Raw genomic sequence first — 25,724 nt, forward strand, 5'->3', positions numbered from 1 at the left:
TCCAACTTTATAAAACTGAACATGGATGCAGAAACACGCCGACTACGACAACGCTTAAGCGATGCTGGACATGTTCCTGACATTGTTATTTTGAAACAAACGACCACATCGACCAATGACGATGTTCGCGAACTGGCCCAAAAGAATATTGCGTCCATTTTAATCTGTAGCGAAGCTCAGACCCAAGGGCGTGGTCAACATCAACGTCAATGGATATCCCCAAAAGGCAATATATATCTCAGTACGTTGATCAATTCCCGGACACCACTGGATGGTCGCTTAGCGCTTGAAGTTGCACTGAATATCTTGCAAATGCCAAAGCTACACGGTCTAAATCTGCAAGTCAAATGGCCGAATGATTTATATAGCAGCCAAGGCAAATGGGGCGGAATTCTGGTTGAACCGTTATCACCACATCAGGCCATCGTTGGGGTTGGGGTTAATTTATTTACGCCACAATCACACGATCCATTACAACCGATCAGCTCATTGAGTGATTTTGGTTTAAACAATCTTGATCGTATTGAGATCGTGGCACAACTTTATCTAGCCATTCAACAGGCAGCACAATGGTTTGAACATGGTTGTTATAATCTTGCAGATCGGTTTAATCATCATGCGGTTTTTATGCAGGAACAGGTTCAGTTCGAGCATCATCAGGGTATTTTGACTGGCCGTTTTGAAGGAATTAATCAGGAAGGTGCGGTGCTCATTTCAAACAATGGACAACAACAGACATTTTATCAAGGTCGGATGCGCCGTATCCTAGGTCAGGATGATCCATCATGAAGCAACTCTGGTTAGATGTGGGAAATACTCGTCTTAAATACTGGATTACAGATTCAAATCAGATCATTGAACATGCCGCTGAACTACATTTACAGTCTCCTGCTGATTTATTGCTGGGTCTGATTCAACATTTCAAAACTCAACACTTGCAACAAGTGGGGATTTCTTCGGTACAGGATAAAGCCAATAATCAGCGTATTCAGGCAATTCTTAGCCAACTGGATATTCCTGTCATCTTTGCACAGGTTCATCATGAATATGCCGGTTTACGCTGCGGTTATGATCATCCTGAACAACTAGGAATTGACCGCTGGCTACAAGTGCTGGCACTTGCAGAACCAGAACAGCATTTTTGTATTATTGGTTGTGGTACGGCTCTGACCATTGATTTAAATGACGGTTTACAGCATTTGGGAGGGTATATTTTACCCAATCTATATTTGCAGCGTGATGCCTTAATTCAAAATACCAAAGGCATTAAAATTCCAGACTCTGCTTTTGATAATCTTGAACCGGGCAAAAATACTGTAGATGCCGTGCATCATGGTATTTTATTAGGCTTATTAAGCAGTATTGAACATATTTTAAAGCAATCTTCAAGACAACTGGTGCTTACAGGCGGAGATGCAACACTTTTTGCCAAATTTTTACAGGACTACCAGCCTCGTGTTGAAGAAGACTTATTGCTTAAGGGTTTACAGCGATATGTTGCTTACGAATCTGTGAGTAAAGGACGTAGCACATCCCAAAGCTGAGGAAACGCGGTATAGCCATCTTCTTGCATAAAATGCCCAGCTTGTTTGATTTCCAAAATTTGTGCGTTCAACCGTTGGCCTAGTCGTATGGTCAAAGGTGGGGATACAAAGGGATCATTGCTAGATAAAAGAACATAACGGCGCAGAATATGTTGGCGTAGCAATTTATCATCAAGTGTTTGTGATTCCATAAATTGATCTAGCTCAGGAATGGCGTTGAGTTTTTCAGTAAAGCCTGATACAAAAATTCCTGCGCCAATAGATGATTTTTGCAAGACTTTGCTCAAGAAATTTAAGCTCGACACACACCCCAGACTATGCGCTACGATAATTGTATTTTCATTCAGTACAGTGCATTGCGCACTTAAACATTCTTGCCATACATCAGCATCAGGATGAGCTGAATCTGCTAAAAAAACCCGTTCAGCTATGGCTCCTGTTTGTAGGATATGTTGTTCTAGCCAAGGAAACCAGTGATCTTCGGGTACAGCCTGATAACCATGAATAATATAGACATGCTTCATTGTAATTATGTTCCCCGATATCGGATATTTCTTATTTAATTTACCCAGTTTAAAGTACAGATAACCTGAAAAAAGTAGTGATTTTGTTGTTATAAAAAAAGGCGCATTCAGCGCCTTTAATTGTATGGAAAAAATCTATTATTTTTTATCGTCATTGCCACCGAACAATGGCCCCATGCCACCACCGCCGCCACCAAATTGTTTCTGCATGCCACTTAATGAACGTAACATTTTGCTCATCCCTGAAGGATTAGCAAATTTCTTCATCATCTTGGCCATTTGACTATGCTGCTTCAGCAATTTATTGATCTCTGAAACATCCATGCCACAGCCTGCCGCAATACGTTTTTTACGACTTGGGTTAATGATATCTGGATTTTTACGTTCTTTAGGCGTCATCGACTGGATAATGGCTTCCATTTTTTTGACTTGCTTTTCAGGATTTGCCTGCTCTATCGCCTGCTGAATGCCAGAATTGCTCATGCCTGGCAACTTATCCAGAAAGCCCATCATGCCGCCCATTTTTTTCATTTGCTCAAATTGCATCAGCATGTCTTCCAGATTGAAAGTACCGCCCTTTTGCAATTTTTTCGCCATTTTTTCGGCTTTTTCTTTGTCGATTTTGCGTTCGACTTCTTCAACAAGCGAAAGTACATCGCCCATACCAAGAATACGCTGTGCTACACGTTCAGGATGAAATGGCTCAAGTGCATCCAGTTTTTCGCCCATGCCCAAAAACTTAATGGGCTTGCCTGTAATCGCACGTACTGAAAGTGCCGCACCACCGCGCGCATCACCATCAGTTTTAGTCAAAATGACACCGGTTAAAGGCAAAGCATCATTAAAAGCTTTAGCAGTATTGGCCGCATCCTGACCTGTCATGGCATCGACCACAAACAAAGTTTCGGTTGGCTTTACGGCTGTATGTAATTCTTTAATTTCGCCCATCATGTCTTCATCGACATGCAAACGACCAGCAGTATCGACAATCAGAACATCAGCAAATTTAATTTTTGCCTGTTCAATCGCACGATTCACAATATCAATTGGTTTTTCTGAAGGATCTGACGGTATAAAGTCAGCACCCACCTCATCTGACACTGTTTGTAACTGTTTAATCGCTGCTGGACGATATACGTCAGCAGATACAGTCATGACTTTTTTCTTTTGACGTTCTTTTAAGAATCTCGCCAGTTTTGCCGCAGTCGTGGTTTTACCTGCACCCTGCAAACCTGCAAGTAAGACCACCACGGGAGGTTTGGCAGATAGATCAAGGCTTTCATTAGCCTCACCCATCATCTTGGTCAATTCGTCATATACGATTTTGACAAAAGCCTGACCCGGTGAAAGCTGAGTCATCACTTCTTGACCCAATGCTTGTTCCTTAACTTTCGCGATAAATTCACGAGTTACAGGTAACGCCACATCAGCCTCAAGAAGGGCCATACGCACTTCGCGCAAGGTATCTTTAATATTGTCTTCGGTCAGTTGCCCTGAGCCAGTAACATTTCTTAAACTCTGCGTGAGTCGTTCTGTTAAGGTATCAAACATTGCAAAATCCGCTAAAAATGGCCAGTTGCAAAAAAATCTTTCTCAAAATAGAAAATTTATGCATAGATGCTATAGGATACTGTAGTTCGCCGCGAATTTATATCTTATGTAGATGAATTTTAGGGTCTGATGATATTCATTTATAATTTACACTGAATGATCAAATGAAGCTCCAACTCCCAAATAAAGGTTTGACATGATTAGTCTCCCCTTGGTTTACACCATTTTGGCACTCATCGCATATACCACTGCGTTCTGGTATTTGTTTATGAACCTGATGTCAAAACGTGAACCAAATCATTGGTTTTTAGGCTTGATACTGACTTTAGGTCTAATCTTGCATGGAGGTGTGCTGTCTCAGGATATGCTCACACCAATGGGTATTAATTATGATGTATTTAACCTGATGTCATTTACGTCAGGTTTGATGCTGGTATTAAGCCTAATTTTTAGTACATTTCGTCCGACACTGGCGCTCAATTTAATTGGGATTCCTGTGGCTGCGACAGGTTTGATTCTGGGTTTTGCTTTTAGTCAGTCCAACCAGTTTATTGAGCGGCATTCACTGGGCCTGGATCTACATATCATTTTATCGCTCTCTGCCTATGCTGTTTTGCTTATGGCAACGATTCATGCCATTTTAATGTGGTTTCAAAATCAGGAACTTAAAAAGAAACAAAAAAGTCGATTCTGGGTCAATTTATTACCTTCATTTCAGGCAATGGAATCCTTATTATTTGACCTCATCAAAACAGGCTTTGTGCTTTTAACGGTGGCTTTGTTTTTTGGCTTCTTTACCATTGATGACTTTTTTGGTCAGCATCTGGCCCATAAAACGGCATTTAGCATCATTTCATGGTTTATTTATGGGGCATTATTACTAGGCCATGCCAAATTTGGCTGGCGTGGACAAAAAGCTATCCGTTTTACCCTGATCGGATTTATTCTCTTGGCAATTGGATTTATTGGCAGTAAATTTGTATTAGAAATGATTTTACATCGCTAATTTTTAAATGTGCAGCAAGACTAGACAGCGTTATACAGATGCCGTATAAACGCTGTTTTTATTTTCAGGTAATATTGACGTGAAGCTAGTTCTTGCACCAATGGAAGGATTAACCGATCCAATTATGCGAGATGTCCTCACACATACTGGTCATTTTGATTGGTGTGTGACGGAGTTTATTCGCGTCACTGAAAGTATTTTACCAGATCATGTTTATCATACTTATTGTCCAGAACTTCTTACAGATGGCAAAACAGCGGCGGGGACGCCAGTACATGTGCAATTTTTAGGCAATCATCCAGAAATGCTGGCTGCCAATGCCGCCAAAGTCGTGGAACTAGGAGCCCCAGCCATCGATTTAAACTTTGGTTGTCCTGCAAAAACAGTCAATCGACATCGGGGCGGTTCGATCTTGCTAGATGAACCTGATGTCGTTCATCTACTCGTTAAAGCGGTTCGAGATGCGGTCCCTTCACATATTCCTGTTTCAGCTAAAATGCGTCTAGGCTATCTAGATGAACATCATACACTGGATAATGCACATGCAATTGAAGATGCAGGTGCAAGCTGGCTTACAGTACATGCACGCACTAAAGCAGATGGTTATACACCGCCTGCCTACTGGGAAAAAATTCAACCTATCCAGAATGCTTTAAAAATTAATGTGATTGCCAATGGTGAAATCTGGAATAATGCCGATGCCAAGGCTTGTCAACAACAATCTGGCTGCAAGGATCTGATGATTGGTCGGGGTGCTGTAACTACTCCAGATTTAACTTTATGTATTCGTCAGAATAAAGATAAAGCTCTACTCACATGGCAGGATTTGGTTGAACTACAACTGCGTTTTGTAAATGGCGCATTTAAAACTGAGATCGGAATGGTGGGACGTTATAAACAATGGCTTGGAATGATGAGTAAAGCTTATCCAGAAGCTAAAGCGCTTTGGAATGAGATAAAACGCTTAAAGATGCTCGAGGAAATTGTAGATAAATTACAGCCTAACTTGTAATACATTTAATTTGAAAAAATAATAAATTTCAGTTGGTTTTAACGTTATTCCAGATGAGCTCATTCCAGATAGATTGCTGAGTGCAAAGTAGTCTAAGCATTTGAACAAAAATAGAATCAAACAGACTCATCATCAGAATTTTTTCATCAATATTCTTTATTAAATAAGATGAAGACTTAATCAGAATGTAATTTAGGATCCCTTTCTACCAAATAACATTTTGAAAAAATCAATCGCAATGCATAAACAACTGCCATGAGAAAAACACCTAAGCCAATATTTGGTGAAATGGCAGGAATACAAAAAATAATTATTGCTGTAATAGGATATAACCAGCGTCTGATCCCAGATAAATAAGGTAATTCATTGAGTAACCAAAGACTGGTGGTGTAACTGAGTAAGGTTGCAGCAACAAGATACTGCATAAACTGAGAACCAATCTCTGCACGACCTAAAGCGACATCGACTGCGGCGGCCAAAGCTGCTCCCACCGCAGCAATACTGATGAAAATAAAATAATGTCCGTATCCCCACAAGAATGCCTGTTTACTATTTTTGAGTAAGTGATGGGCATCCCGATCAAAATAAGCCCACCACATGGTAAACATCATCATGAGTCCACCGACCATCAGCAATATAATGTCAGTATGAATAATATGTGTGGCTAAATCATCTTGAATGGCTTTAAAACAAGCCACAACAGACTCACCTAAAACGATGATGGTGAGCAATGAATAACGCTCCGCAATATGATGAGGATGCCATGATGTGGGATTGTTCCATTCCGCAAAAACAGGAACACCTAACTCCAGCACCACCATAAATACAAACAAAATCGCGGTAAAATTAATGGGTGAAAAATGAAAAAGTAACCAGCCGATTTGTACAAAAATAATGCCAAAAGCATAGCGCAAGGCTACAGTACGATGCAGAGGATCGTGCCTTGCAACTCGAAACCACTGGGTTACCAAAGCCAGGCGCATAATGACATAACCAATAATAATAACGTCAAAATCCTGATGATGAAAAACATCTGGAATCCCTGCCGCCATTACCAGAGAACCTGCAATCTGGACAAAAGTCATGAACCGATAAAAAATATCATCATTGTCATAGGCGGATGCAAACCAAGTAAAATTCATCCATGCCCACCACAAAGCGAAAAACACCATAAAATAATAAGGCAACATACTCCAGAGATGATTTTCAATTATTGCATGATGTAGCTGTTGTCCCGCTTCAGCAATTGCAACCACAAAAATCAGGTCAAATAATAATTCAAGTGGAGTTGCCACACGATGATGTTCTTTGGGATCACGTGCAGCTACTGGGCGTAAGGCTAAATATTTAAATGATTCTAATAGGCTCATTTTTAAAATTTCTTTGTGTTTAGCATGTCATAAACGGAATATTCTAAGCGAAATAGGGTTAAATTTTTAGTTATTTCATCCCGACTGATTTAAAGATTTAATTACGTTTACTAGGGTTCAGCCAAAATATACAACGGTTGCTGCTTTTCACAGTCAAAAGGCATGGAGATATGTTCGTGTACCACTTTCCATTTTTGTGATTCTTTATAAAAGCCCACTGTTGTGCGGCACCACGGTACATCTTCAGCCGAAGTTTGAGCATCTCCCAGCACTTTTGAATAACAATGCAAAAATACCACTTGATCGGAAGCATAAATCGTTAATTTTCGTCGAAACACTTGAATATGATCACCAAAATATGGAAAGCATTGTTGCCACAGTTTACGATAGGCTTGTACATCTTCTATTTGCAACGCAACATCAAAAACGCTGACATTATCTACATAATCCTGAGTCATTTCAGCAAGATCATGCTGGTTTAAAGCCTGCTCCCATATTTGAGTTAAAGCCAAGATCTCATTAGCACTTTGTTGGTTACCAATAATTTCAATGTCCACACGCTAACCCTTTTTTGTTGTTATTTCTCAACAAGCTTGGCAAAAAAGTAGATCTTTCACCAGTTAAAATTTGTGCGATTCAGGTAAATTGCACACTCATCTTTAAAAAAAGAAGGACTAAAAAACCACCATAAAGGTGGTTTTAATATCAATAAAAAATTGACTAAGAATCAGCTAGACTTAAATCCTTTATGGTCGTCGTTGCGCCATTTGTTTTCACCGACTCGATGCCCTTGTCTCTCGACTGTTCAGAAGCATAGAACTGGCTGGTCCCAATAATCTGATGATTTGCGGCCTTAAGATTAAAATAGGGTTTATCATTTTTTGCAGTTAATTTTTCATAGCGAGCATCATCCCCACTATTATTCTGTACGGAAGTAATACCATTTTCAGCAGAGGCTTTCGCCTTATAAAGCTCACTAGTTAAAATAATTTCCCCATTCCCCGCTTTAAGTACAAAACGATATTGACCATCTTTTGCCTTGCTCAACTCATACCATCCAGCCATAATCACCTCTTGTTGTGTGTTGTTCTATGCTTTGTTTTTAAACTTTATTTATGAAATATAGACGATTTTTTAGCAGGAATCAGCTTATTTTTTATTCTTTTTTTTACTTTGATTATATAAATCAATAAAAAGCAATGGTTGGTCAGAACGCTCTAAAGATCACTTGCCCATTAAAATCCAGACTATCCTGAACACGTCTTTTTTGAAGGAGACTCAACTCCTCTATGGCAAAAAAAGCATACTCGGAATGTTCATGACTCAACTGAATCTGAGCTTGATCAGGTAAATGACAACGAAAAATACTAACATGGGCATTAATATCAGTATGTAAATATAGCCCTGACAAATAATCTACCCGAACGATCAGACCTAATTCTTCTTCACATTCCCGTTGTAGTCCCTGTAATATGGTCTCTCCAGGATCGATGCCACCACCTGGTAATCCCCATGCGAAATTTCCGTAATTGGCTTTTAACAATAAAACTTTGCCGTCGATATTGGTAATAACAGCATGTGCTCCAACTCGATACTGATCAGAAAATGCCATTTTGATTTCCTTAATCTTTAACTTATATCTAAAAAAGGGAGAACCTCGCTCCCTTGATCATTATTATGCTTTTTTTACAAACTCTGACTTTAGTTTCATTTGACCAAAACCATCAATTTTACAATCGATATTATGTCCATCATTTGCATCTGGAACAAGTCGAATGGTTTTTACCTTAGTTCCCACCTTAATGACCGAAGATGAACCTTTCACTTTCAAATCTTTAATCACAGTGACGCTATCACCATCCACCAAAACGTTCCCATGCGCATCTTTAATGATGCTGTCTGGGTCCGTTAAACTAACGTCCCCTTCTTTCCATTCATTGGCACATTCTGGACAAATCAGTAGGTCGCCATCTTGATATGTATATTCTGATTGGCATTTTGGGCAATGAGGTAAAGACATAAAAAAACTCGAAAAACCTTATTATGACTGGATTTCAGCTAAAGATCAAAAACCTTGTATTTTGTATGGATTTATCCCAATTTTTCACTCAATATTTGTTGTAACACCACAGCATTATTATGCTGAGTGTCTTTAGCCGCATAAATTAAGGTGATAGTTTGTTGATGTGCTAATTGTTCAAGTTCATGCAAAGCAGCATTATGTTGTAATTCCAGCGTATATTTGTGCTGGAACTCCTGCCATTTTTCAGGGTCATGATTAAACCATTGGCGTAGTTCTGTACTCGGAGCTATTTCTTTTAACCATTTGGCTAAATGCGCCTTTTCTTTGCTTAAACCTCTTGGCCAGATTCGATCGACCAAAATTCGCAAACCATCATCTGTTGTCGGATCATCATACGCACGTTTAATGCGGATCATTTTAATTATCCTTGAAAACAGGATTCGTTTTTTAAAAACATTTTATTGATCAGGAATATCCGGAGTAATCAACCATCCCAATAAGGTTAATGATTCTTGCCAGCCCAAATAACAGGCATCAACAGGTATTAGTTCTGGAATTCCTGATTGAGTAATATAGATTTCAGTTCCGACACTTACCGTTTTCATTTGAATAGTTACTTCCATATTTCCAGCAAATGCGGGGTCATCAAACTGGTCAATATACCGAATCAATTGGTTAGGAATCAGCTCAACATAGGTTCCACCAAACGAATGCGTTGAGCCCGTAGAAAAGTTGGTAAATGACATTCGGTATTGTCCGCCTTCCTTTGCATCCATCGAATGTACTTTGGCGGTAAAACCATGTGGTGGCAACCATTTTACCAGTGCTTCTGGATCTAAAAATGCTCTATAAACACGCTCTGGTGGAGCATTAAATACGCGATGAAATGTGACTGTACCACTCATGTTGTCTCTCCTGCCTTATTATTTTTTTATTTCATTTTTTATTCAAAGTCGAACACTTGACCAGTATTTCAAGGATATATTCCTTTATCAAAATCTATAAAGCGAATATATCCCTTTTGAGTGCATTTAACTTTCAAGATGCTCGTCATCTTCATATTCATACAAATAGCTCATGCAACCCCAGCCATCATATTCACCATTAAATTCCTGCGCGATTCGGGTAAACCATTCTTCCAAGTCTTGTATGTCTTCATGCTCAGGAATCATCGTAACATGAATATTTAAAACCCAAAGGTCAGAGCCATCAGCATGCTGATCTTCCTGAAAAAGAGAAACTTTTTGCTCTTGATGCAGCAAATGTAGGGCGCATTTTTCAACTTGTTCTTGTGTCTTGAATACAACTGTAAATTCAAACTCATGTGGCTCAGTAAGATCATTGCCATCTTCAATCATTTGCCAAAGTACATTGCCATTATCATCATCTGGAAAAAGTTCGTAGTTGCGGCTCATTGTCGTTATCCATTGTTATGATTGTGATACCTCAATAGCTTAACCTAGTTTTATGTCAGTTTGGAGTGAATTTACACCGATTTTGTTGGTCAAATTTAAATCCCAATTGAATTGGGAAAACCTAAAAAGGCACCTTGATTTCAAGCTGAACCTCAACTTCAGAAAATGGCTGTGTGAAGGTAAGTGAAGTAGTATGTAAAGCCATACGTTGCAAAGCACATGCAAAAGGGGTGGGATGATAAAGTTTATCACCCAAAATGGGATGCCCAAGATGTTACATATGCACCCGCAGTTGATGGGAACGACCTGTCACTGGCTCCAAAAAAATCCGACTGCATTGGTTTTCGTGGTCATAGTCCAGCAGTTGATACAATGTTTTCGCGTCCTTACCTTGTTCATAATCTACTTTTTGTTTGGGACGATTGGGCCAATCCGTTATAAGTGGAACATCTACACAACCTTTATCCACAATCCGTCCCTGCACTAAAGCAACATAATATTTTTTAATTGTTCTGGCCTGAAAAATTTTCCCCATTGCAATTTCGGCTTGACGGTGTTTAGCAAACATCAGTAAGCCTGATGTTGCCATATCTAAACGATGAGTCACTCTGGCATGAGGATAGTGTTTTAAAATACGCAAATAAGCGCTGTCCTGATGTTGGGGTAACCGCCCCATAACCGATAATAAACCCGCAGGTTTATCCACCACAATGAAATCAGCATCCTCATAAACCGTCTCTAAAGGGTCAAGTGGCGGTTGATAAATAAAATGATGAGAAGACATACCAATCACAAAACAATGGAAAATTTGCGCAAGATAACAATGCTGCGAAAACCTGTCAATGTTGTGTATTCACTGGAAAAACCCGTAAAAAAACTACCCTTAGGCAGCTTTAGAATCTAACAAGATTTATTGCAATTGGGACTTTTGCTGACGCATTGCAAAGGCAGTTTCTATATCTCCTATTTTTTTCATTGCGGCTGTTTCCCCTGAAGAAATCGTATTTTCACGCTCTTTGACATCAAAAATATGCGCTTTCTCATGGAGTTCAGGCTGGATCACAATGTCAGCATGTTTTAGCTCTTCGGTAGCTAGACGGTTCTGCATAATATTAATATTTTGGTTAAATAAACCCCAAATATTGGTGGTTGGGGTATAGGCGGGTTGCGCCAAAATATCCACGGCAATCACGATATCAGCACCTAACTGGCGTGCTACATCCACTGGGACAGGACTAACCAGACCACCATCCACATATTCTTTGTGATCGATTTCCGTTGGAACAAACATACTTGGAATCGAAATAGATGCTCTTACCGCTTGTCCTGTATTGCCATAATTGAAAACTGTTTTTTTGCCATTTTTCAACTCAGTTGCGACCACATACATAGGAATTTTAAGCTTTTCCAGAGGTGTATCACCCACTTGTTGATTAACAAAATCTTCTACTTTTTGTCCATCAAAAAAACCTTTTCGATCAAAGGTAATTTCACGTACATCACCCACTTTCATATTTAAGGCGATTTGTTTTAATTGCTGTGCATTTTTACCACTAGCATAAATTGCGCCCACTATGCTGCCCGCGCTAGTGCCTACAATAAAATCAGGATGAATCCCATGTTGCTCAAGCACTTCAATCACCCCAATATGTGCATAGCCACGCGCTCCACCGCTACCTAAAACCAAAGCAACTTTTGGGTGCTGCTGATTTTGCTGTGTTGGCATAGGCGGCATGAAAAGCGCAGATTCCTGCGCATTTTTTAAAGGCTGTAAGGCATTTATTGTTTCAGATGATGCTGGCATTTGCTGACAACCTGCCAGCAAAACACCTATACCCAAAATCCATGCATTGAGATACTTCATTTCATGATAAGACCACTTTTTTACTGGATCGATTTTATTCTGATCTGTTTTGAAATGCTGTATCAAATTATTTAAAACGTCATATTTATATGTTAAATATTGAAAATTTTGAATTTTTTATTATGTTCTTTTCTCGTGATATACATCAAATCCAGCACATAAAGCCTATTTTTCTATGCATAAAATAAAAAAACCAGTCAGGTATCAATCCAACTGGTTTTTATTAGATCAGTCTGAAAATTACCAAATATCAGAATCGACTTTTTTCTTCATCTCAGGATGCTGATCTATTTTAAACTCTGGTTGTTTAATACCATTTTTCAGTTGAAGCGTATAATCGTTTAATAGAGATTTTACAAACGGCGTCAATAATAAAATTGCGGTCAAGTTAATGGTCGCCATTATGCCCATAAATAAATCGGCCATTGACCAGACTAACGGTACACTACTAATTGCCCCAAAGTACACCATAACCAAAACGAACACACGAAAGATAAACATCACTTTGGGACTATTATTAATAAACTGCATATTTCCTTCAGCATACGCATAGTTGCCCAATACCGCCGAATAACAGAATAAAAATAATAAAATAGCAAGAAAGTCACCTCCCCAGCTACCCAGTTCATTTTCGAGTGCACGTTGTGTCATCTCAACACCAATCGCACCACCATCATGATATACACCTGAAATAAGAATAATCATGGCTGTAGACGTACACACAATAAAGGTATCTACGAACACACCCAGCATCTGTACCAGACCTTGATCTACGGGATGCTTTACATCAGATGCTGCAGCGGCATTGGGCGCTGAACCCATACCCGCTTCATTAGAAAATAAACCACGCTTGATGCCCTGCATCATTGCCATGGAGATCATCCCCCCAAAGAAACCGCCTGCTGCTGCTTTAAATGCAAAAGCCTCCGTGAAAATAAGCTTAAAAACCTCAGGAACAACATCATAATTAATTAAAGCAATATATAAAGCCGCGGCCAAATAGAGTCCAGCCTTAATCGGCACAAACATTTCTGCAAATTTGGCAATCCGTTTAATCCCACCGAAAATAGCAATCGCAACCAATACAACCAAAGCCAGACCAACCCAGGATATTTCCAGATCTAGGCCACCCAGTCCCAAAGTCAAATTTGCTTTATCCCATCCCCATGAATGTGAAGTAGCATTGGCAATCGCATTGATTTGTACAGAATTAAAAACAAAACCATATGTAAAGATTAATGAAATGGCAAACACCATACCAAACAACTTATTCTTTAAACCTTGGGTAATATAATAAGCAGGCCCACCACGAAACTGCTTGGTTTCACTGTCTCGTACCTTAAAAAGTTGCGCAAGGGTAGATTCGGTAAATGCGGAGCTCATTCCTAAAAGTGCAGTAACCCACATCCAAAAAACAGCACCAGGGCCACCTATCGCAATTGCAATTGCGACACCTGCAATATTTCCAACGCCAACACGACTGGCCAACCCAGTTACAAATGCCTGAAATGGAGTAATGCCGTGTTCATCTTCCCCCTCTTTTCGGCTGCCTTTCATTACCTTGATACTTTGCCAAAACATACGAATCTGCACAGCTTTGGTCGCGATGGTATAAAATGTACCCGCAGCAAGTAAAAAAATAACGAGAAAATCCCACAAAGGATCATTAAAAAAACTGATCCATGACATCAGGGTTGTGGTTAATTGTTCATTCATATTTAAAGCACTTATTGTTGTCATATTGCTATGACAGCTATCCTAAATAATACTTAGCAAATAAAAAAGCCTCTAATCATAGAGACTTTGTTGTTAATGATTTGCAAATTAAACTGATCTTAAAACAGTTTTAACTATGACATAAAAAACTTAAGAATAACTTGAATGACAGTCGCGCTCATCAAATTCACAAAAAAAAACTGCATAATTTCTACGCAAAAGTTAGCAATTCAATTCCTGTATCGCTACGATCAATAGTCCTTATGTTCAACAAAACTCCAAAATAAACTGTGCCAACGTAGTAAGAGTATGCTCTGAGAGCATGAAATAAATTGAATCTCGCTTAGCCTGAATTCAATTTAAGGCCTAATTTAGAAATTACAAAATCACCCCTAAAAAATGATTTTATGAAATTTTTAGACCATAAAAAAAACCACAGATGCATCTGTGGTTTTTTAAAACAGAAATAAATTATAAATTTTTCTGTTAATTAGAAGCTATAGCGTGTCAAGAAATTAATACGAGATAGATCACCTTTGTCACCTGCAAATGTTTCACGCTTACCAAATGTATATTCAGCGCCTAGATCCACATTTTTTACAGGAGTATAGATGATATTCGCAATCGCATTATAAAGCGTCTTGTTGTAGCCTTGATTATTCTCAGCATACGTGTTGTCATCTTTAAACCACATACCCGCTAAAGAGAATGCAGAACGTAATTTTGGTGACCAATTACGTTGATAGCCGATTTGAGCAGTATCAAATTCATTATTTTCGATATCATAGCCAATAGTTGTACCATTTCCGCTGGTATAATACGCAGCATTATTTTGGTTACTGTACAGGATATAACGCGAATCCCCTTTAACATGATAATAGTTCGCCATAATGGCATCTTGAGGAGTAACCTGATATTTACCGCCTACGCCTAAGCCCCAACCCCATTTTTCTTCATCATTAGAATCGTTAGTGGATACACGATTTTCATGTGCTAGACCGTGAACTTGTAGCAAGCCTTTAGAATCACTGGTTTTGATGTCATAACGTGCAGTCAAAGCAGGGAAACGACCACCACCTGCAGTTTTACCATTTTCTACATCACCACCTTCCAGTGCTACTAACACTTTTTGGTTTGCATCAATTGGCTGAGTAAAGCGAACTTGAACGTTACGCTGAGTACCGCCCCCCATTGGCCCAGTAAAGTCAATCAGATCAGGCGTGGTATCAGTGTTGACAAATGGAGAAGTGGTTTGACCTGCTAACCATTTTCCTAATGATACATAAGCATGACGAATACGAAGTTTTCCATCCGCATTTGAGGTACCATCCCCCCAGAAGTCTGCTTCAATTTTTCCTGTCAATTCACCTAAATCGGTTTGACGTGCAATATCGAGTCCGATACGTGTAGCCGCCGCAGAAACATTCAAAGAATCTTCAGTTGGATTGTCTTTATTTAATGGAACAAGACCTGTTTTATTGTTAATGCCACCTGTCGTACCTTTAAAGTCGTAGGCTGCATCAACACGCACATTTCCGTACAACTTCACTTGAGTTTGACCATCTGGCAAAGTTAACCAGCCTGGTTTTGCATTGGCTGGAGCTGGTGTAGCTGGCGCTTGTGCAAGAACTGGGGCTGGAGGTGGAGTAACATACGCTGGTCGAGCTTTTTGTTCTGCCACGATTTGTTTTTGAGTTGCTGCCTGTTGTTGGATCAATGCGCGAAGTTCTGCGACTTCTGAACGTAATTGTTGGATTTCTTGCTGCTCACTTGTCCCCGCATAAGCTGTAGATGCCATAATTGAAGCAGTTGCAATTGCAAGACCGTGCTTAATAAACTGTTTTCTGATGAGGGGTAAACTCATGTATGAACTTCCTTCATTGTTATTGGTTGGTTAATCATGAACCGTTTTTTCATCCTGTGGAGCTTGAGATCTCAATCATCTCTTTCTCCCACCACGAGTATGGAGATTTCGTCACAATTAAAAAAGGGGCACATTATGCAAAAAAATGATGTTTTTTGTTTATTTTCTACTATTAAATTGTGTTTGTGATGAAAAAAAAGCTTAATTTAAGGATTTAGTCTTTTAAATTCATAAGCTTACATTTTTTCATAAAAACTTAATCTACACAGACGTACAAATATGATATTAGACTAATTGATTAATTTTTTTTGGAAATACTCTGAAGAAAATTTAATCATTCTCTCAACATAATCCGATGAAATGAACAGATAAGCTTATATTTTGTACTTTAAAGAGATTCAACTCATTGCAATGTGGCTGTCAAAACTCGACCATAATGTAAGTCATATTTTCCATCAAATAATCAATTGAATAGAAAATAAGTTAAAAATTGGCCTCATATCCTTTATAGTTTGCACATGTTTTATAGCTTAATGAGAAAGGAACTCCTATGAATCCCGAGCAAGTTCAACTCGTGGACAATGCAATTCGTTCAAGACATTCAGTTCGCGCTTTTTTACCTACATCGGTTGATCCACAAACCATTAAGGACATTTTAGAGGTTTCAAGCCGTGCCCCTTCTGGTACCAATACTCAGCCATGGAAAGTTTATGTCGTCACTGGAAAAAAACGTGATGAAATGATCAATCGGGTATGTGAAGCTCAATTAGCAATCTATGCTAATCCAGAAAAAGCGGGTGAATATCAGGAAACCTTTCCCTATTACCCAGAAAAATGGATTTCGCCTTTTATTGACCGTCGTCGTGAAAATGGCTGGGGGCTCTATGGATTATTGAATATCCAGAAAGGTGAAAAGGAAAAAATGGCTGCACAACAATTGCGTAACTACAAATTGTTTGATGCACCTGTTGGTTTATATTTTACTGTCAACAAGGCAATGGGCATCGGTTCAAAAATGGACATTTCCATGATGATTCAAAATGTCATGGTTGCAGCCAAAGCCCGTGGACTGGATACGTGTCCACAAGCAGCTTGGAATCATTTCCATCCCATTGTGTTGGAGGTAGTCGGAGCCTCTGAAGATGAGGAATTGGTATGTACGATTGCGCTTGGTTATGCCGATCCTGACGATATTGTGAATACCTTTATTACACCACGTGAACCCGTTGAAAGTTTTGCTGTATTTCTCAGTGAATAAATCATAGCAGATAAAAAAACAGACCCATTATTGGGTCTGTTTTTTTATTGTCAGAAGAATCAAGCTTGCTGTTGATTGCTCTGTGCAGCAATTTTGGCAATTGCCCGTAGACCTGCTCCAGTAAAGAGAACCATCATAATTCCCATATTTAACAATGAAGTCCAGATCAAGAAATTAAGTAGTAAACCACCAAGCAAACCCACAGCAAACTGCATACTTCCCATAATAGCACTGGCTGTCCCTGCGCGTGCGCCTTGCTGCGACATTGCCAACGCCATCGCATTTGGGCCAGTAAACCCCAAACCTGAAACCGCAAAAAATAAACCGAGCATTACCATGACTAATGGCGCGTGTTCTAGTAGACCACTCAAAAGTACAATCGCTGCACCAGAAAATTGAATTAAGCCCCCTAACTTTAGACGCCGAATAGTATTCAGTCTCGTCACCAGACGCTTATTGATCGATGAAAGGATAATAATCCCCAACGCATTAAAACCAAAGGCATAGGCAAATTGCTGCTGATTTAAACCATACATATCCATAAAAACAGGAGATGCTGAACTAATATAGCTAAACAATGCTCCTCCTGTTAAACAACCTGCAAACATAGGGAAACGAAAACTTTTGTCTTTTAAAATGGCTGCATATAAAGTTAATATTTGATTGAAAGTTAATTTTAGACGACGTGTAGGTTGTAATGTTTCCTTAAAAAAGAAATGCACACAAAACAGACAAAGACATCCCATTACAGAAAGAAAAACGAATACTGCATGCCAGTTAAAGAAATAAAGAATCCAAGCACCAAGTGCTGGTGCTGCGATAGGGGCAATCCCCATGACGATCATCATGCTGGAAAATGCCTGAGCTGAGCCTTGAACATCAAGTCGATCACGTATGGCTGCACGGGCTATGACCACACCGACACAACCACCTAATGCTTGCACAACACGTAAAGCAATCAGGCTCCACTCACTGGTCGCAAAGATACACAATAGACTAGCGACCGCATATAAACTGAGTCCCACATAAAGCGGCTTTTTCCGCCCAATGCGGTCACTAATCGGCCCATAAATCAGTTGCCCCATAGCAAGACCAAAGAAATATGCTGGAAGTGTATTTGCCATCATTTGGGTACTGACCCCAAAATCATTCGCCATTTGCGGCAAAGCAGGCAAATACATATCAATCGATAATGGCCCTAGTGCAGTCAGTAAAGCCAGTAGCATGATCCAAGCAGATGAATACTGCTGTCGTGATCCATTTTCAGACATATCTACATTTCAATTTTAAATAGTGGTTGTAAAGACAAGCCAACACTGTCCATAGTATGATTCAGGCTATAGAACAAGTATTTTCCAAACGTAATTCTTGGGCTGACCTAAATTTGAGCCCATTTCACATTGGTTATAAAGGATTCGCTTTGAAACCCTTATTCGCGCATGTCAGAAGAGCCACCTATAATACGACATTAATGTATAACCTGCGCATGTTAATTGCATTTGCCGGTACTGCATTTGTTCCCTATTTCCTTGATTTCCAGCTGGCAACTATTCCTTTAACCTTGGGTGTTGTCGCCGCTGGCTTAAGTGATATTGATGATCGCTTTTCTGTGCGAATTCTCAATCTAGTCTATACCTATATTGGATTCTTTATTACTGCGGCATCCGTTCAATTATTATTTCCCTATCCATTTCTGTTTGCGATTGGCTTGATTGCCTCATGTATCGGGTGGATTTTATTAGGCTCTTTAGGAAGGCGTTATGCAACCATCTCTTATGGTTGTTTGGTGGTTTCAGTTTATTCTATGCTGGGTGTGCATCTATTTGATGAATGGTATATGCAACCGCTGTTACTGGTGATTGGGGCAGCATGGTATGGTGTAATTTCAACCATTAGCTTTTTACTTTTTCCTGTACGTCCTTTACAAGACAAACTTAGTGCTTGTTATGAAGCTCTGGGTAACTTTTTATTTGCAAAGTCTAATTTGTTTGATGTTGATATGACACCTGAAAGCTATCAACAAAGCATGATTGATCTTTCATTGGAAAATGGCAAATTAATTGGCATTTTCAACGATACTAAAACAGCCCTACTTACCCGCCTAAAGGGTGACCGTGGACAAAAAGATACTCGTCGTAGTCTGCATTATTATTTTGTGGTTCAGGATATTCATGAACGCGCAGATTCAGCACATATCAACTATCAGGAACTGTCCAAAGTATTTCAGCATAGTGATATTTTATTTCGCTTCCAGCGCATTTTATCAATTCAGGGCAAGGCCTGTCAGGATTTAAGTCAGAGTATTCTTAAACGTCAGCCCTATATTCATAATAAACGTTTTAAACATGCTTTTGAAAACCTAAAGCTTTCCCTAGAAAAACTACAGAAAGAACAATTTTATGATCAGGTCTGGGTCAATGCATTATATGCCTTATATCAAAATCTAAAATCAATTGACGCACAATTACGTAATCTGGAAACAGAACGAAGCATCAGTCTTGAAAAAAGCAAGCAATTTGAACATCAATTGAAAGATGATGACTTAAAAGGCTGGAGTGATATTGTCACGCGTATCAAACAAAACTTGACCCCAGAGTCGGTCTTGTTTCGGCATGCCATTCGATTATCAATCGTGCTGCTCATTGCTTATATTTTTGTACAAATTACGGGTATTAAATATGGCTATTGGATTCTTCTGACCGCTTTATTTGTAAGTCAACCTAACTTCAATGCAACTAAACGGCGTCTAAGACTGCGGGTAGTTGGAACGCTGGCAGGTATTATTTGTGGGCTTGCCATTTTATATTTTGTACCGTCACTAGAAGGACAACTACTGTTATTGGTCATTAGCGGTGTGCTTTTCTTTGAGTTACGCAGTAAGCAATATGCACAAGCCACCGCGTTTATTACGATTCTGGCCTTAATTAATTTTAACTTGGACAGTTCAGGTTTTTCTGCGGGTTTACCTCGGCTCATCGATACGTTAATTGGTTGTGCTCTGGCGTGGTTTGGTGTGAGTTTTATTTGGCCAGACTGGAAATTTCGACGCCTTCCCCGCACCATTCAACGCTCATTACAAGCACAATGTACTTATTTAAAAGATGTCGTCCGCCAATATCACGATGGGCGTGATAATGGCTTAAATTATCGTATAGCACGTCGTGCTGCGCATAATACCGATGCAGAAGTCGCATCTTTAATTTCGACCTTAGCCACAGAACCTGATTTTGATCCTTATCAAAAAACGCTGGCTTTTGAGTTTTTATGCCTGAATCACACATTCCTAAGTTATATTGCTGCGCTGGGCGCGCATCGTGAGCAAAGTCAGGATCAGGATATTTTAAACTTACTCGATCAGGCACTGGATGATATTCAAGGGGCTCTTCTACGTGATGAAGTCCCCGATTTAAGCTCACAAAATATGTTGCAGACCATTCGACAACGCTTAAAACAAAATAGTAAGGAAGATCAGATCTCTTTAATTATTTTACAGCAGTTGTCACTAATGCTCAGCATTTTGAATCAGCTGAGTCGACTTAAACAAAGTCTAAGTCACGATCGGGATAATGATGCCACCGAATTGGGATCATTATAATTCCCCGTAAAATGGCAGAATATATTCACGAGATTGGCTAAATTAATGCTAAACTCCAATCAGTTTGAAACTCACTATTTGCACTATGACCGCGAAAACTCTATACGCTTATACTTTACAGCCTGTTAACTACGAAATTTCTGAAGCTGAACAACGCAATGCACAGCTTATGATTTGGCGTAGCACCAACAAAATCAGCACAAAAGCATGGATTATAATGGCTGTAGTCGTTGCATTATCTCTTGCTGGCATAGTCTTATTAAAAAACTATTCCACTATATTTTGTTGGGTTGCCATTGTCTGTGTGGTGTTGTACTTCTTGATTCGTAAATACGGTCTTGAATGGTATGTAAAACGCAAGATGAATGAATTTCCTGTTCAGGAAATTAAAGGTATTCGTTTAGGCGTACAACCTCATGGTCTTGTGATGCGTCAACAAATGGGTGCGCAAGAAGGTGTCGGCACCATTGGTTGGAAGGATATTTATGAATGGTATAATGCTCCTGATTTTATCCTGATGAATTTCAAGGTAAAGGGTCAACAAGGTGCGTATATTTTACCTAAACGTATGGATTCAAGAAATTTTTCATTTAATACTATTCGTAAGCATTTGACTGAAACTGTTGGCGAACCTAAAAGCATTTAAAGTTCGGTCATCTCAATAAAAAGCCTCCTTCATGGAGGTTTTTTTATAGATGCAATAATAAATGATAATGAAAATTAATATTATCTACAAAATCCATAGTATCTCCGTAATATTCCATTATAATTTTCTCACTTACGTCGCTTAAAATATTGTCTATTACCATGTTTAAAAAAACGTTTTTTCAGGTTCATTGGTTTTTAGGGATTACAGCTGGGCTCATTCTTTCATTAATGGGAGTGACGGGAGCAATTTACTCCTACGAACAACAAATCCTAAAATGGATCAATCAAGATAGTTATGTGGTACAAGCTCAACAACAGCCGAAACTCACCCCTGTTCAGCTTTATCAGCACTTTAGCCATCAGGATCCCAGTATAAAAATCAACAGTATTACCATTGCCAAAGATCCAGAAGCTTCATCTACGGTAAATATCGCGAAAGAAGGTGAACGTCGTGGCTACAACATGATGGTCAATCCTTATACCGCTCAAGTTTTACCAGAAATCAAGGGACGAGGTTTTTTCCAGTTTGTGCAGCAACTTCATCGTACGCTTACCTTTGGCCCTGTAGGAAAACAAATTACAGGTGCATGTACGCTGATGCTGATTTTCTTCGTGCTAAGTGGACTGTATTTGCGTTGGCCGAAAAAACATTCTCTACGCCAATGGCTGTTTGTAAAACCCAAACTTAAGGGACGTAATTTTATTTGGGATTTACATGCAGTCGTTGGAACATGGGTCGTTGTGTTCTATCTAATTTTGGCATGTACAGGATTGTATTGGTCATATGACTGGTGGCGTAGTGGCATGTTTAAAGTCATGGGGGTTGAACAACCCAAACCGCAGATGCAGGAAAGCACTAAAGAACGTACAGGTAGTTCCAACACTCAAAATCAGGAACATGGCGGTCGTCCACAATCTGCAAATGATACAACACAAATCATGCAGCGCAATCATCAGCCGAATACACAAAGATCAAGTGCACGACAAGCAGAGCGAGATCAATCAGCTTTATCCTCTGTTCAAATCCAGCAAGCCCTGAATCAAACATGGACAGACTTTAATCAGAAAATTGGCCGTGATTATTCAACATTAACGCTCAATTTACCAAAAAAAGCAGATGGTTCAATCGAACTTAGTTTTGTTGATCCAGTTGCACAGCATGAACGCGCACGTAATAGCGCAATTTATAATTATCAAACTCAAAAATTTGAAAAACTAGAGCTGTACCAAGATAAAAAGCTTAATGAAAAAATCATGAGCAGTATGTTGCCTGTGCATCGAGGTAGCTTCTTCGGTCCTGTTTATCAGTTTTTTGCCATGCTGGCTTCATTGGCAATGCCATTATTTTTTGTGACAGGTTGGATGCTTTACCTGAAACGCCGTAAGCAGAAACGGCTGACTCAAGCTGCACGTAATCAGCTCGCTGATCATTATATTGATCCCAATGCAACACCATGGCTCGTTACTTATGCATCCCAGACAGGCGTATCCGAACAATTGGCATGGCGTACAGCCACCAGTCTCCAAGAAGCCCATCAGCCTGTTACCGTTAAATCTGTACAACAATTAACTGAGGATGAACTTAAAAATACATCACAGATTTTATTTGTAGTGAGTACCTATGGCACGGGTGAAGCGCCTGATTTGGCCAGCGGTTTTGAGAAAAAGTTTTTAAGCTCGAATATAGATTTAAGTCATATCCATTATGCCGTATTGGCTTTAGGTTCACATGAATATCCAGATACCTACTGTAGTTTTGGGCATCGCGTAGATGAGTGGTTAAAACAATCGGGGGCTGAGCCATTATTTGATTTAATTGAAGTTAATAATGGCAACAATGATGATATTCAGCGCTGGAATGATGCTTTAGCCAAAGCAAGTAAACTTGAGCTTCAATCCATGAGTATTGAAAAGACATTTGATACCTGGATACTGGATAAACGCACATTACTTAACCCTGAAAGTCTCGGAGCACCAGCCTATAACATTGAATTAACGCCTAAACATGAAGTCCATTGGCAAGCTGGAGATATTGCAGAAATTCAACCTGGAAATAGTCCAGCCCGCATTCAACAGTTTTTGCAACACTATCATGTACATCCTGAAACACAGGTTGAATCTTTATCGATTTCTATTCAACACGCACTTTGGGATAAAGATCTGACTGTAGAAATTGAACCTTTTGCCAATGTAGAACATTTGCTTGAACAGCTTCCGATCCTACCTACACGCGAGTACTCGATCGCCAGCATTCCAACACAATTATTCTTAAGGCTTACAGTTCGTCAACAATATGATCAACAAGGTCAACTTGGACTCGGTTCAGGTTGGCTAACCGAGCATACTCAAATCAATGATCCTATTGCCTTACGAATTCGGACTAACGAATCTTTTCATTTAATTGATGATAACCGTCCGATTATCTGTATCGGTAATGGTACGGGTATTGCAGGTTTAATGAGTTTATTGCATGCACGCACTCGTCAAGATTACGCAGAAAATTGGTTAATATTTGGGGAAAGACAGCGCAGCTGTGACTTTTTTTATCAGACAACAATTGAAGCGTGGCAAAATATGGGAATGCTTAAACGACTGGATTTAGCGTTCTCACGTGATCAAGAACAACGAACTTATGTACAAGATGTGCTGCAACAACAGGCCGAAGAACTTAAAGCATGGATTGATCGCGATGCCGTGATTTATGTCTGCGGTAGTATCGAGGGTATGGCTAGCGGTGTCGATCAGGTACTCAACAATATTTTAGGTGAATCTCGAATGGACGAGTTGCGCTTAAATGGACGTTACCGTCGAGATGTTTACTAGATTAGATCACCCACATTTGCAATTAATTAGAAGGGATATTCTAAGTTATTGGAATATCCCTTTTTTTATTCGACTCTATCTAATGAAATTGCTAAAGTTAGTTTCGATTATGATGCTACCAGCCTTACATAAGAATATTTGATATGTCCGCTATTTTTTTTATACGTCTTAGCTTATTTATTATTGGTTTGATTTTATTTGCAGATGCAGTATTGCTTTTATCCTATCGAAAAATTCATTTAGGAATAATTTTACCCCTACTGATCGGGCTTGTTTTCTGTGCTTACGCTTCCTTTTATCTTCAGATCCAGCAATGGCTCAAGCAACATCTTAAACTAAAAAAATTCTGGCGTTTCGGATGGGGAATCTTCATTGTCTGGTTAATCACACTTTTTGCATTCTTTATATTCTTAACAGTGCAAATCCAAAATAGCCAATCCATTCCCTCTGTAAAATCAATTATTGTATTGGGCAGCGGAATTGAAAATGGAAAACCTTCAGCAGCGCTTGCAAAACGATTAGATACCGCAGCACCTCTTGCCAAAACTCAACCAAAGGCGTTACTCATCCTGACAGGTGGTTTAGACTTTGGAGAAACAAAGACGGAAGCTGCCATCATGGCGCAATATTTACAACAACACTATGCACTGCCTTTTGCACAAATGGCGCTGGAGAATCAAAGTACTAGCACAGAGCTTAATTTAAAAAATAGTCAGGCTATTCTCACACATCATCAAATCCAGCTTACTGACCCCATTGCGATTGTCACCAGCGACTTTCATACTATTCGTGCCAAAGCCATCGCTCAAAAACAAGGCTATAGCAATGTTTATTTGATTGCCGCACCTACCCCGCTTCTAATTCGTTATAACGCATGGCTACGTGAATATTTTGCTTACTTAAGTGGTTGGGTACTCAATGAATACTAATCAATTGAGTCGAATAGAACGAGGTAAAGGCAACTTTAAATCAGCAAAGACTTCTGGCTTTTTTACATACAATTGATAAAGGAAGCTTTTTATATCTGCCAAAAAGCTTTCAGGTTTGACCAGTAAATTTTGCCCTTCGGGAGTCAGATTTAAAGAAAGCAAGGTATTTTGTTGACGCAAATAGGGAATGAGTTGCTGCACTAGAGTTAAAAGCGAAATTTCCTGAAGCTGATAGCTTTGCCAACTTCCTTTTTGCAAGAGTTTGGCCAGACGCTTATTATGCCAGATTGCAAATGCCTGCTGTCCGCTTGGCGTCGCACATAATGCCCAGCCCTCATCATACAAACCGACCACATGACTTTGAAAAACCAACGTTTCTATAAATTGCTTATATAAATTTTTAGGATCATTCATCAAATGAGATGACGTAGATACAACAGGACGTCGATAAGGATTTCGCATATGCTAATAATAAGGCAAATAAACGAAAGCTTAGGAAAAGCGAAAAGAAAAAGCAAGATAAAGCAGATATGGTGGGCGCTGACGGGATCGAACCGCCGACATTCTGCTTGTAAGGCAGAC

Annotated in this window: 24 protein-coding genes and 1 pseudogene; 9 read left to right on the forward strand and 16 right to left on the reverse strand. The window is 39.4% G+C overall.

Annotated elements, in window-relative coordinates; all coding sequences use genetic code 11:
• Positions 1-21: 21 nt before the first annotated feature.
• Both IAE19_RS14350 and IAE19_RS14355 read left to right on the forward strand, forming a co-directional pair.
• Positions 22-789, forward strand: coding sequence for a biotin--[acetyl-CoA-carboxylase] ligase (locus IAE19_RS14350; protein WP_200461592.1), 768 nt, complete (start codon positions 22-24; stop codon positions 787-789).
• Positions 786-1,544 carry a pantothenate kinase gene (locus IAE19_RS14355; RefSeq protein WP_200461593.1) on the forward strand — a complete coding sequence of 253 codons (759 nt, stop codon included), beginning with the start codon at positions 786-788 and terminating at the stop codon, positions 1,542-1,544. The genes IAE19_RS14350 and IAE19_RS14355 overlap by 4 nt, the downstream gene beginning before the upstream one ends.
• On the opposite strand, the gene IAE19_RS14360 is transcribed toward IAE19_RS14355, so the two are convergent.
• The gene (locus IAE19_RS14360) at positions 1,502-2,068 is read right to left on the reverse strand and encodes an RBBP9/YdeN family alpha/beta hydrolase (protein WP_200461594.1); all 567 of its coding nucleotides are present in this window, start codon (positions 2,066-2,068) and stop codon (positions 1,502-1,504) included. The genes IAE19_RS14355 and IAE19_RS14360 overlap by 43 nt on opposite strands.
• 138 nt (positions 2,069-2,206) lie before the next feature.
• Positions 2,207-3,619 (reverse strand): signal recognition particle protein, encoded by a 1,413-nt coding sequence (ffh, locus tag IAE19_RS14365; protein WP_200461595.1) that lies wholly within the window; start codon positions 3,617-3,619, stop codon positions 2,207-2,209.
• A 196-nt stretch (positions 3,620-3,815) separates the two neighbouring features.
• Here ffh and IAE19_RS14370 point away from each other — a divergent pair, with 196 nt between their 5' ends.
• Entirely contained in the window at positions 3,816-4,625 is an 810-nt protein-coding gene (locus IAE19_RS14370; protein ID WP_200461596.1) for an inner membrane protein YpjD, read from the forward strand.
• 79 nt (positions 4,626-4,704) lie between these two features.
• Positions 4,705-5,637, forward strand: a complete 933-nt coding sequence (locus IAE19_RS14375) for a tRNA dihydrouridine synthase (RefSeq protein WP_200461597.1) — start codon at positions 4,705-4,707, stop codon at positions 5,635-5,637.
• A 176-nt stretch (positions 5,638-5,813) separates the two neighbouring features.
• On the opposite strand, the gene IAE19_RS14380 is transcribed toward IAE19_RS14375, so the two are convergent.
• The 12 genes and pseudogenes from IAE19_RS14380 to IAE19_RS14435 form a co-directional block, all read right to left on the reverse strand.
• The gene (locus IAE19_RS14380; RefSeq protein ID WP_200461598.1) at positions 5,814-7,007 is read right to left on the reverse strand and encodes a low temperature requirement protein A; all 1,194 of its coding nucleotides are present in this window, start codon (positions 7,005-7,007) and stop codon (positions 5,814-5,816) included.
• A 110-nt stretch (positions 7,008-7,117) separates the two neighbouring features.
• Positions 7,118-7,564 carry a YybH family protein gene (locus IAE19_RS14385; RefSeq protein ID WP_200461599.1) on the reverse strand — a complete coding sequence of 149 codons (447 nt, stop codon included), beginning with the start codon at positions 7,562-7,564 and terminating at the stop codon, positions 7,118-7,120.
• A gap of 163 nt (positions 7,565-7,727) precedes the next feature.
• The gene (locus IAE19_RS14390) at positions 7,728-8,072 is read right to left on the reverse strand and encodes a YegP family protein (protein ID WP_200461600.1); all 345 of its coding nucleotides are present in this window, start codon (positions 8,070-8,072) and stop codon (positions 7,728-7,730) included.
• 142 nt (positions 8,073-8,214) lie between these two features.
• A complete protein-coding gene (locus IAE19_RS14395) occupies positions 8,215-8,619 on the reverse strand; it encodes an NUDIX hydrolase (protein WP_200461601.1) in 405 nt (134 codons plus the stop codon).
• A gap of 63 nt (positions 8,620-8,682) precedes the next feature.
• Positions 8,683-9,027 carry a zinc ribbon domain-containing protein YjdM gene (locus IAE19_RS14400; protein WP_200461602.1) on the reverse strand — a complete coding sequence of 115 codons (345 nt, stop codon included), beginning with the start codon at positions 9,025-9,027 and terminating at the stop codon, positions 8,683-8,685.
• A 71-nt stretch (positions 9,028-9,098) separates the two neighbouring features.
• On the reverse strand, positions 9,099-9,446 hold the full coding sequence (locus IAE19_RS14405) for a DUF488 domain-containing protein (RefSeq protein ID WP_200461603.1): 348 nt from the start codon (positions 9,444-9,446) through the stop codon (positions 9,099-9,101).
• A gap of 42 nt (positions 9,447-9,488) precedes the next feature.
• Positions 9,489-9,935: an SRPBCC family protein gene (locus tag IAE19_RS14410; RefSeq protein WP_200461604.1), complete on the reverse strand. Its 447-nt coding sequence runs from the start codon at positions 9,933-9,935 to the stop codon at positions 9,489-9,491.
• Positions 9,936-10,061: 126 nt separating this feature from the next.
• Complete coding sequence (locus IAE19_RS14415) at positions 10,062-10,445, reverse strand: ribonuclease E inhibitor RraB (protein WP_200461605.1); 384 nt, start codon at positions 10,443-10,445, stop codon at positions 10,062-10,064.
• Positions 10,446-10,566: 121 nt separating this feature from the next.
• Positions 10,567-11,229 (reverse strand): annotated as a pseudogene (locus tag IAE19_RS14420) (pseudouridine synthase).
• Positions 11,230-11,355: 126 nt separating this feature from the next.
• Positions 11,356-12,309, reverse strand: a complete 954-nt coding sequence (locus IAE19_RS14425; protein WP_200461606.1) for a patatin-like phospholipase family protein — start codon at positions 12,307-12,309, stop codon at positions 11,356-11,358.
• A 240-nt stretch (positions 12,310-12,549) separates the two neighbouring features.
• On the reverse strand, positions 12,550-14,025 hold the full coding sequence (locus tag IAE19_RS14430; protein ID WP_200461607.1) for an alanine/glycine:cation symporter family protein: 1,476 nt from the start codon (positions 14,023-14,025) through the stop codon (positions 12,550-12,552).
• Positions 14,026-14,515: 490 nt separating this feature from the next.
• Positions 14,516-15,889 carry a DcaP family trimeric outer membrane transporter gene (locus tag IAE19_RS14435; RefSeq protein ID WP_200461608.1) on the reverse strand — a complete coding sequence of 458 codons (1,374 nt, stop codon included), beginning with the start codon at positions 15,887-15,889 and terminating at the stop codon, positions 14,516-14,518.
• A gap of 550 nt (positions 15,890-16,439) precedes the next feature.
• On the opposite strand from IAE19_RS14435, the gene IAE19_RS14440 reads away from it, so the two are divergent.
• A complete protein-coding gene (locus tag IAE19_RS14440) occupies positions 16,440-17,147 on the forward strand; it encodes a nitroreductase (protein WP_200461609.1) in 708 nt (235 codons plus the stop codon).
• 59 nt (positions 17,148-17,206) lie between these two features.
• On the opposite strand, the gene IAE19_RS14445 is transcribed toward IAE19_RS14440, so the two are convergent.
• Positions 17,207-18,418 (reverse strand): multidrug effflux MFS transporter, encoded by a 1,212-nt coding sequence (locus IAE19_RS14445; protein ID WP_200461610.1) that lies wholly within the window; start codon positions 18,416-18,418, stop codon positions 17,207-17,209.
• A gap of 149 nt (positions 18,419-18,567) precedes the next feature.
• Here IAE19_RS14445 and yccS point away from each other — a divergent pair, with 149 nt between their 5' ends.
• The 4 genes from yccS (at position 18,568) to IAE19_RS14465 (ending at position 25,142) form a co-directional block, all read left to right on the forward strand.
• Positions 18,568-20,742 carry a YccS family putative transporter gene (gene yccS / locus IAE19_RS14450; protein ID WP_200461611.1) on the forward strand — a complete coding sequence of 725 codons (2,175 nt, stop codon included), beginning with the start codon at positions 18,568-18,570 and terminating at the stop codon, positions 20,740-20,742.
• 85 nt (positions 20,743-20,827) lie between these two features.
• Positions 20,828-21,388: a hypothetical protein gene (locus IAE19_RS14455; protein WP_200461612.1), complete on the forward strand. Its 561-nt coding sequence runs from the start codon at positions 20,828-20,830 to the stop codon at positions 21,386-21,388.
• A gap of 161 nt (positions 21,389-21,549) precedes the next feature.
• Positions 21,550-24,213 carry a PepSY domain-containing protein gene (locus IAE19_RS14460; RefSeq protein ID WP_200461613.1) on the forward strand — a complete coding sequence of 888 codons (2,664 nt, stop codon included), beginning with the start codon at positions 21,550-21,552 and terminating at the stop codon, positions 24,211-24,213.
• A 143-nt stretch (positions 24,214-24,356) separates the two neighbouring features.
• Positions 24,357-25,142, forward strand: a complete 786-nt coding sequence (locus IAE19_RS14465; RefSeq protein ID WP_200461614.1) for a YdcF family protein — start codon at positions 24,357-24,359, stop codon at positions 25,140-25,142.
• Here the strand turns inward: IAE19_RS14465 and IAE19_RS14470 are convergent, their stop codons facing one another.
• Complete coding sequence (locus IAE19_RS14470; RefSeq protein WP_200461615.1) at positions 25,143-25,604, reverse strand: DUF2750 domain-containing protein; 462 nt, start codon at positions 25,602-25,604, stop codon at positions 25,143-25,145.
• Positions 25,605-25,724: the final 120 nt, after the last annotated feature.

It is taken from the genome of Acinetobacter sp. S40 (assembly GCF_016624705.1).
Lineage (GTDB): Bacteria > Pseudomonadota > Gammaproteobacteria > Pseudomonadales > Moraxellaceae > Acinetobacter.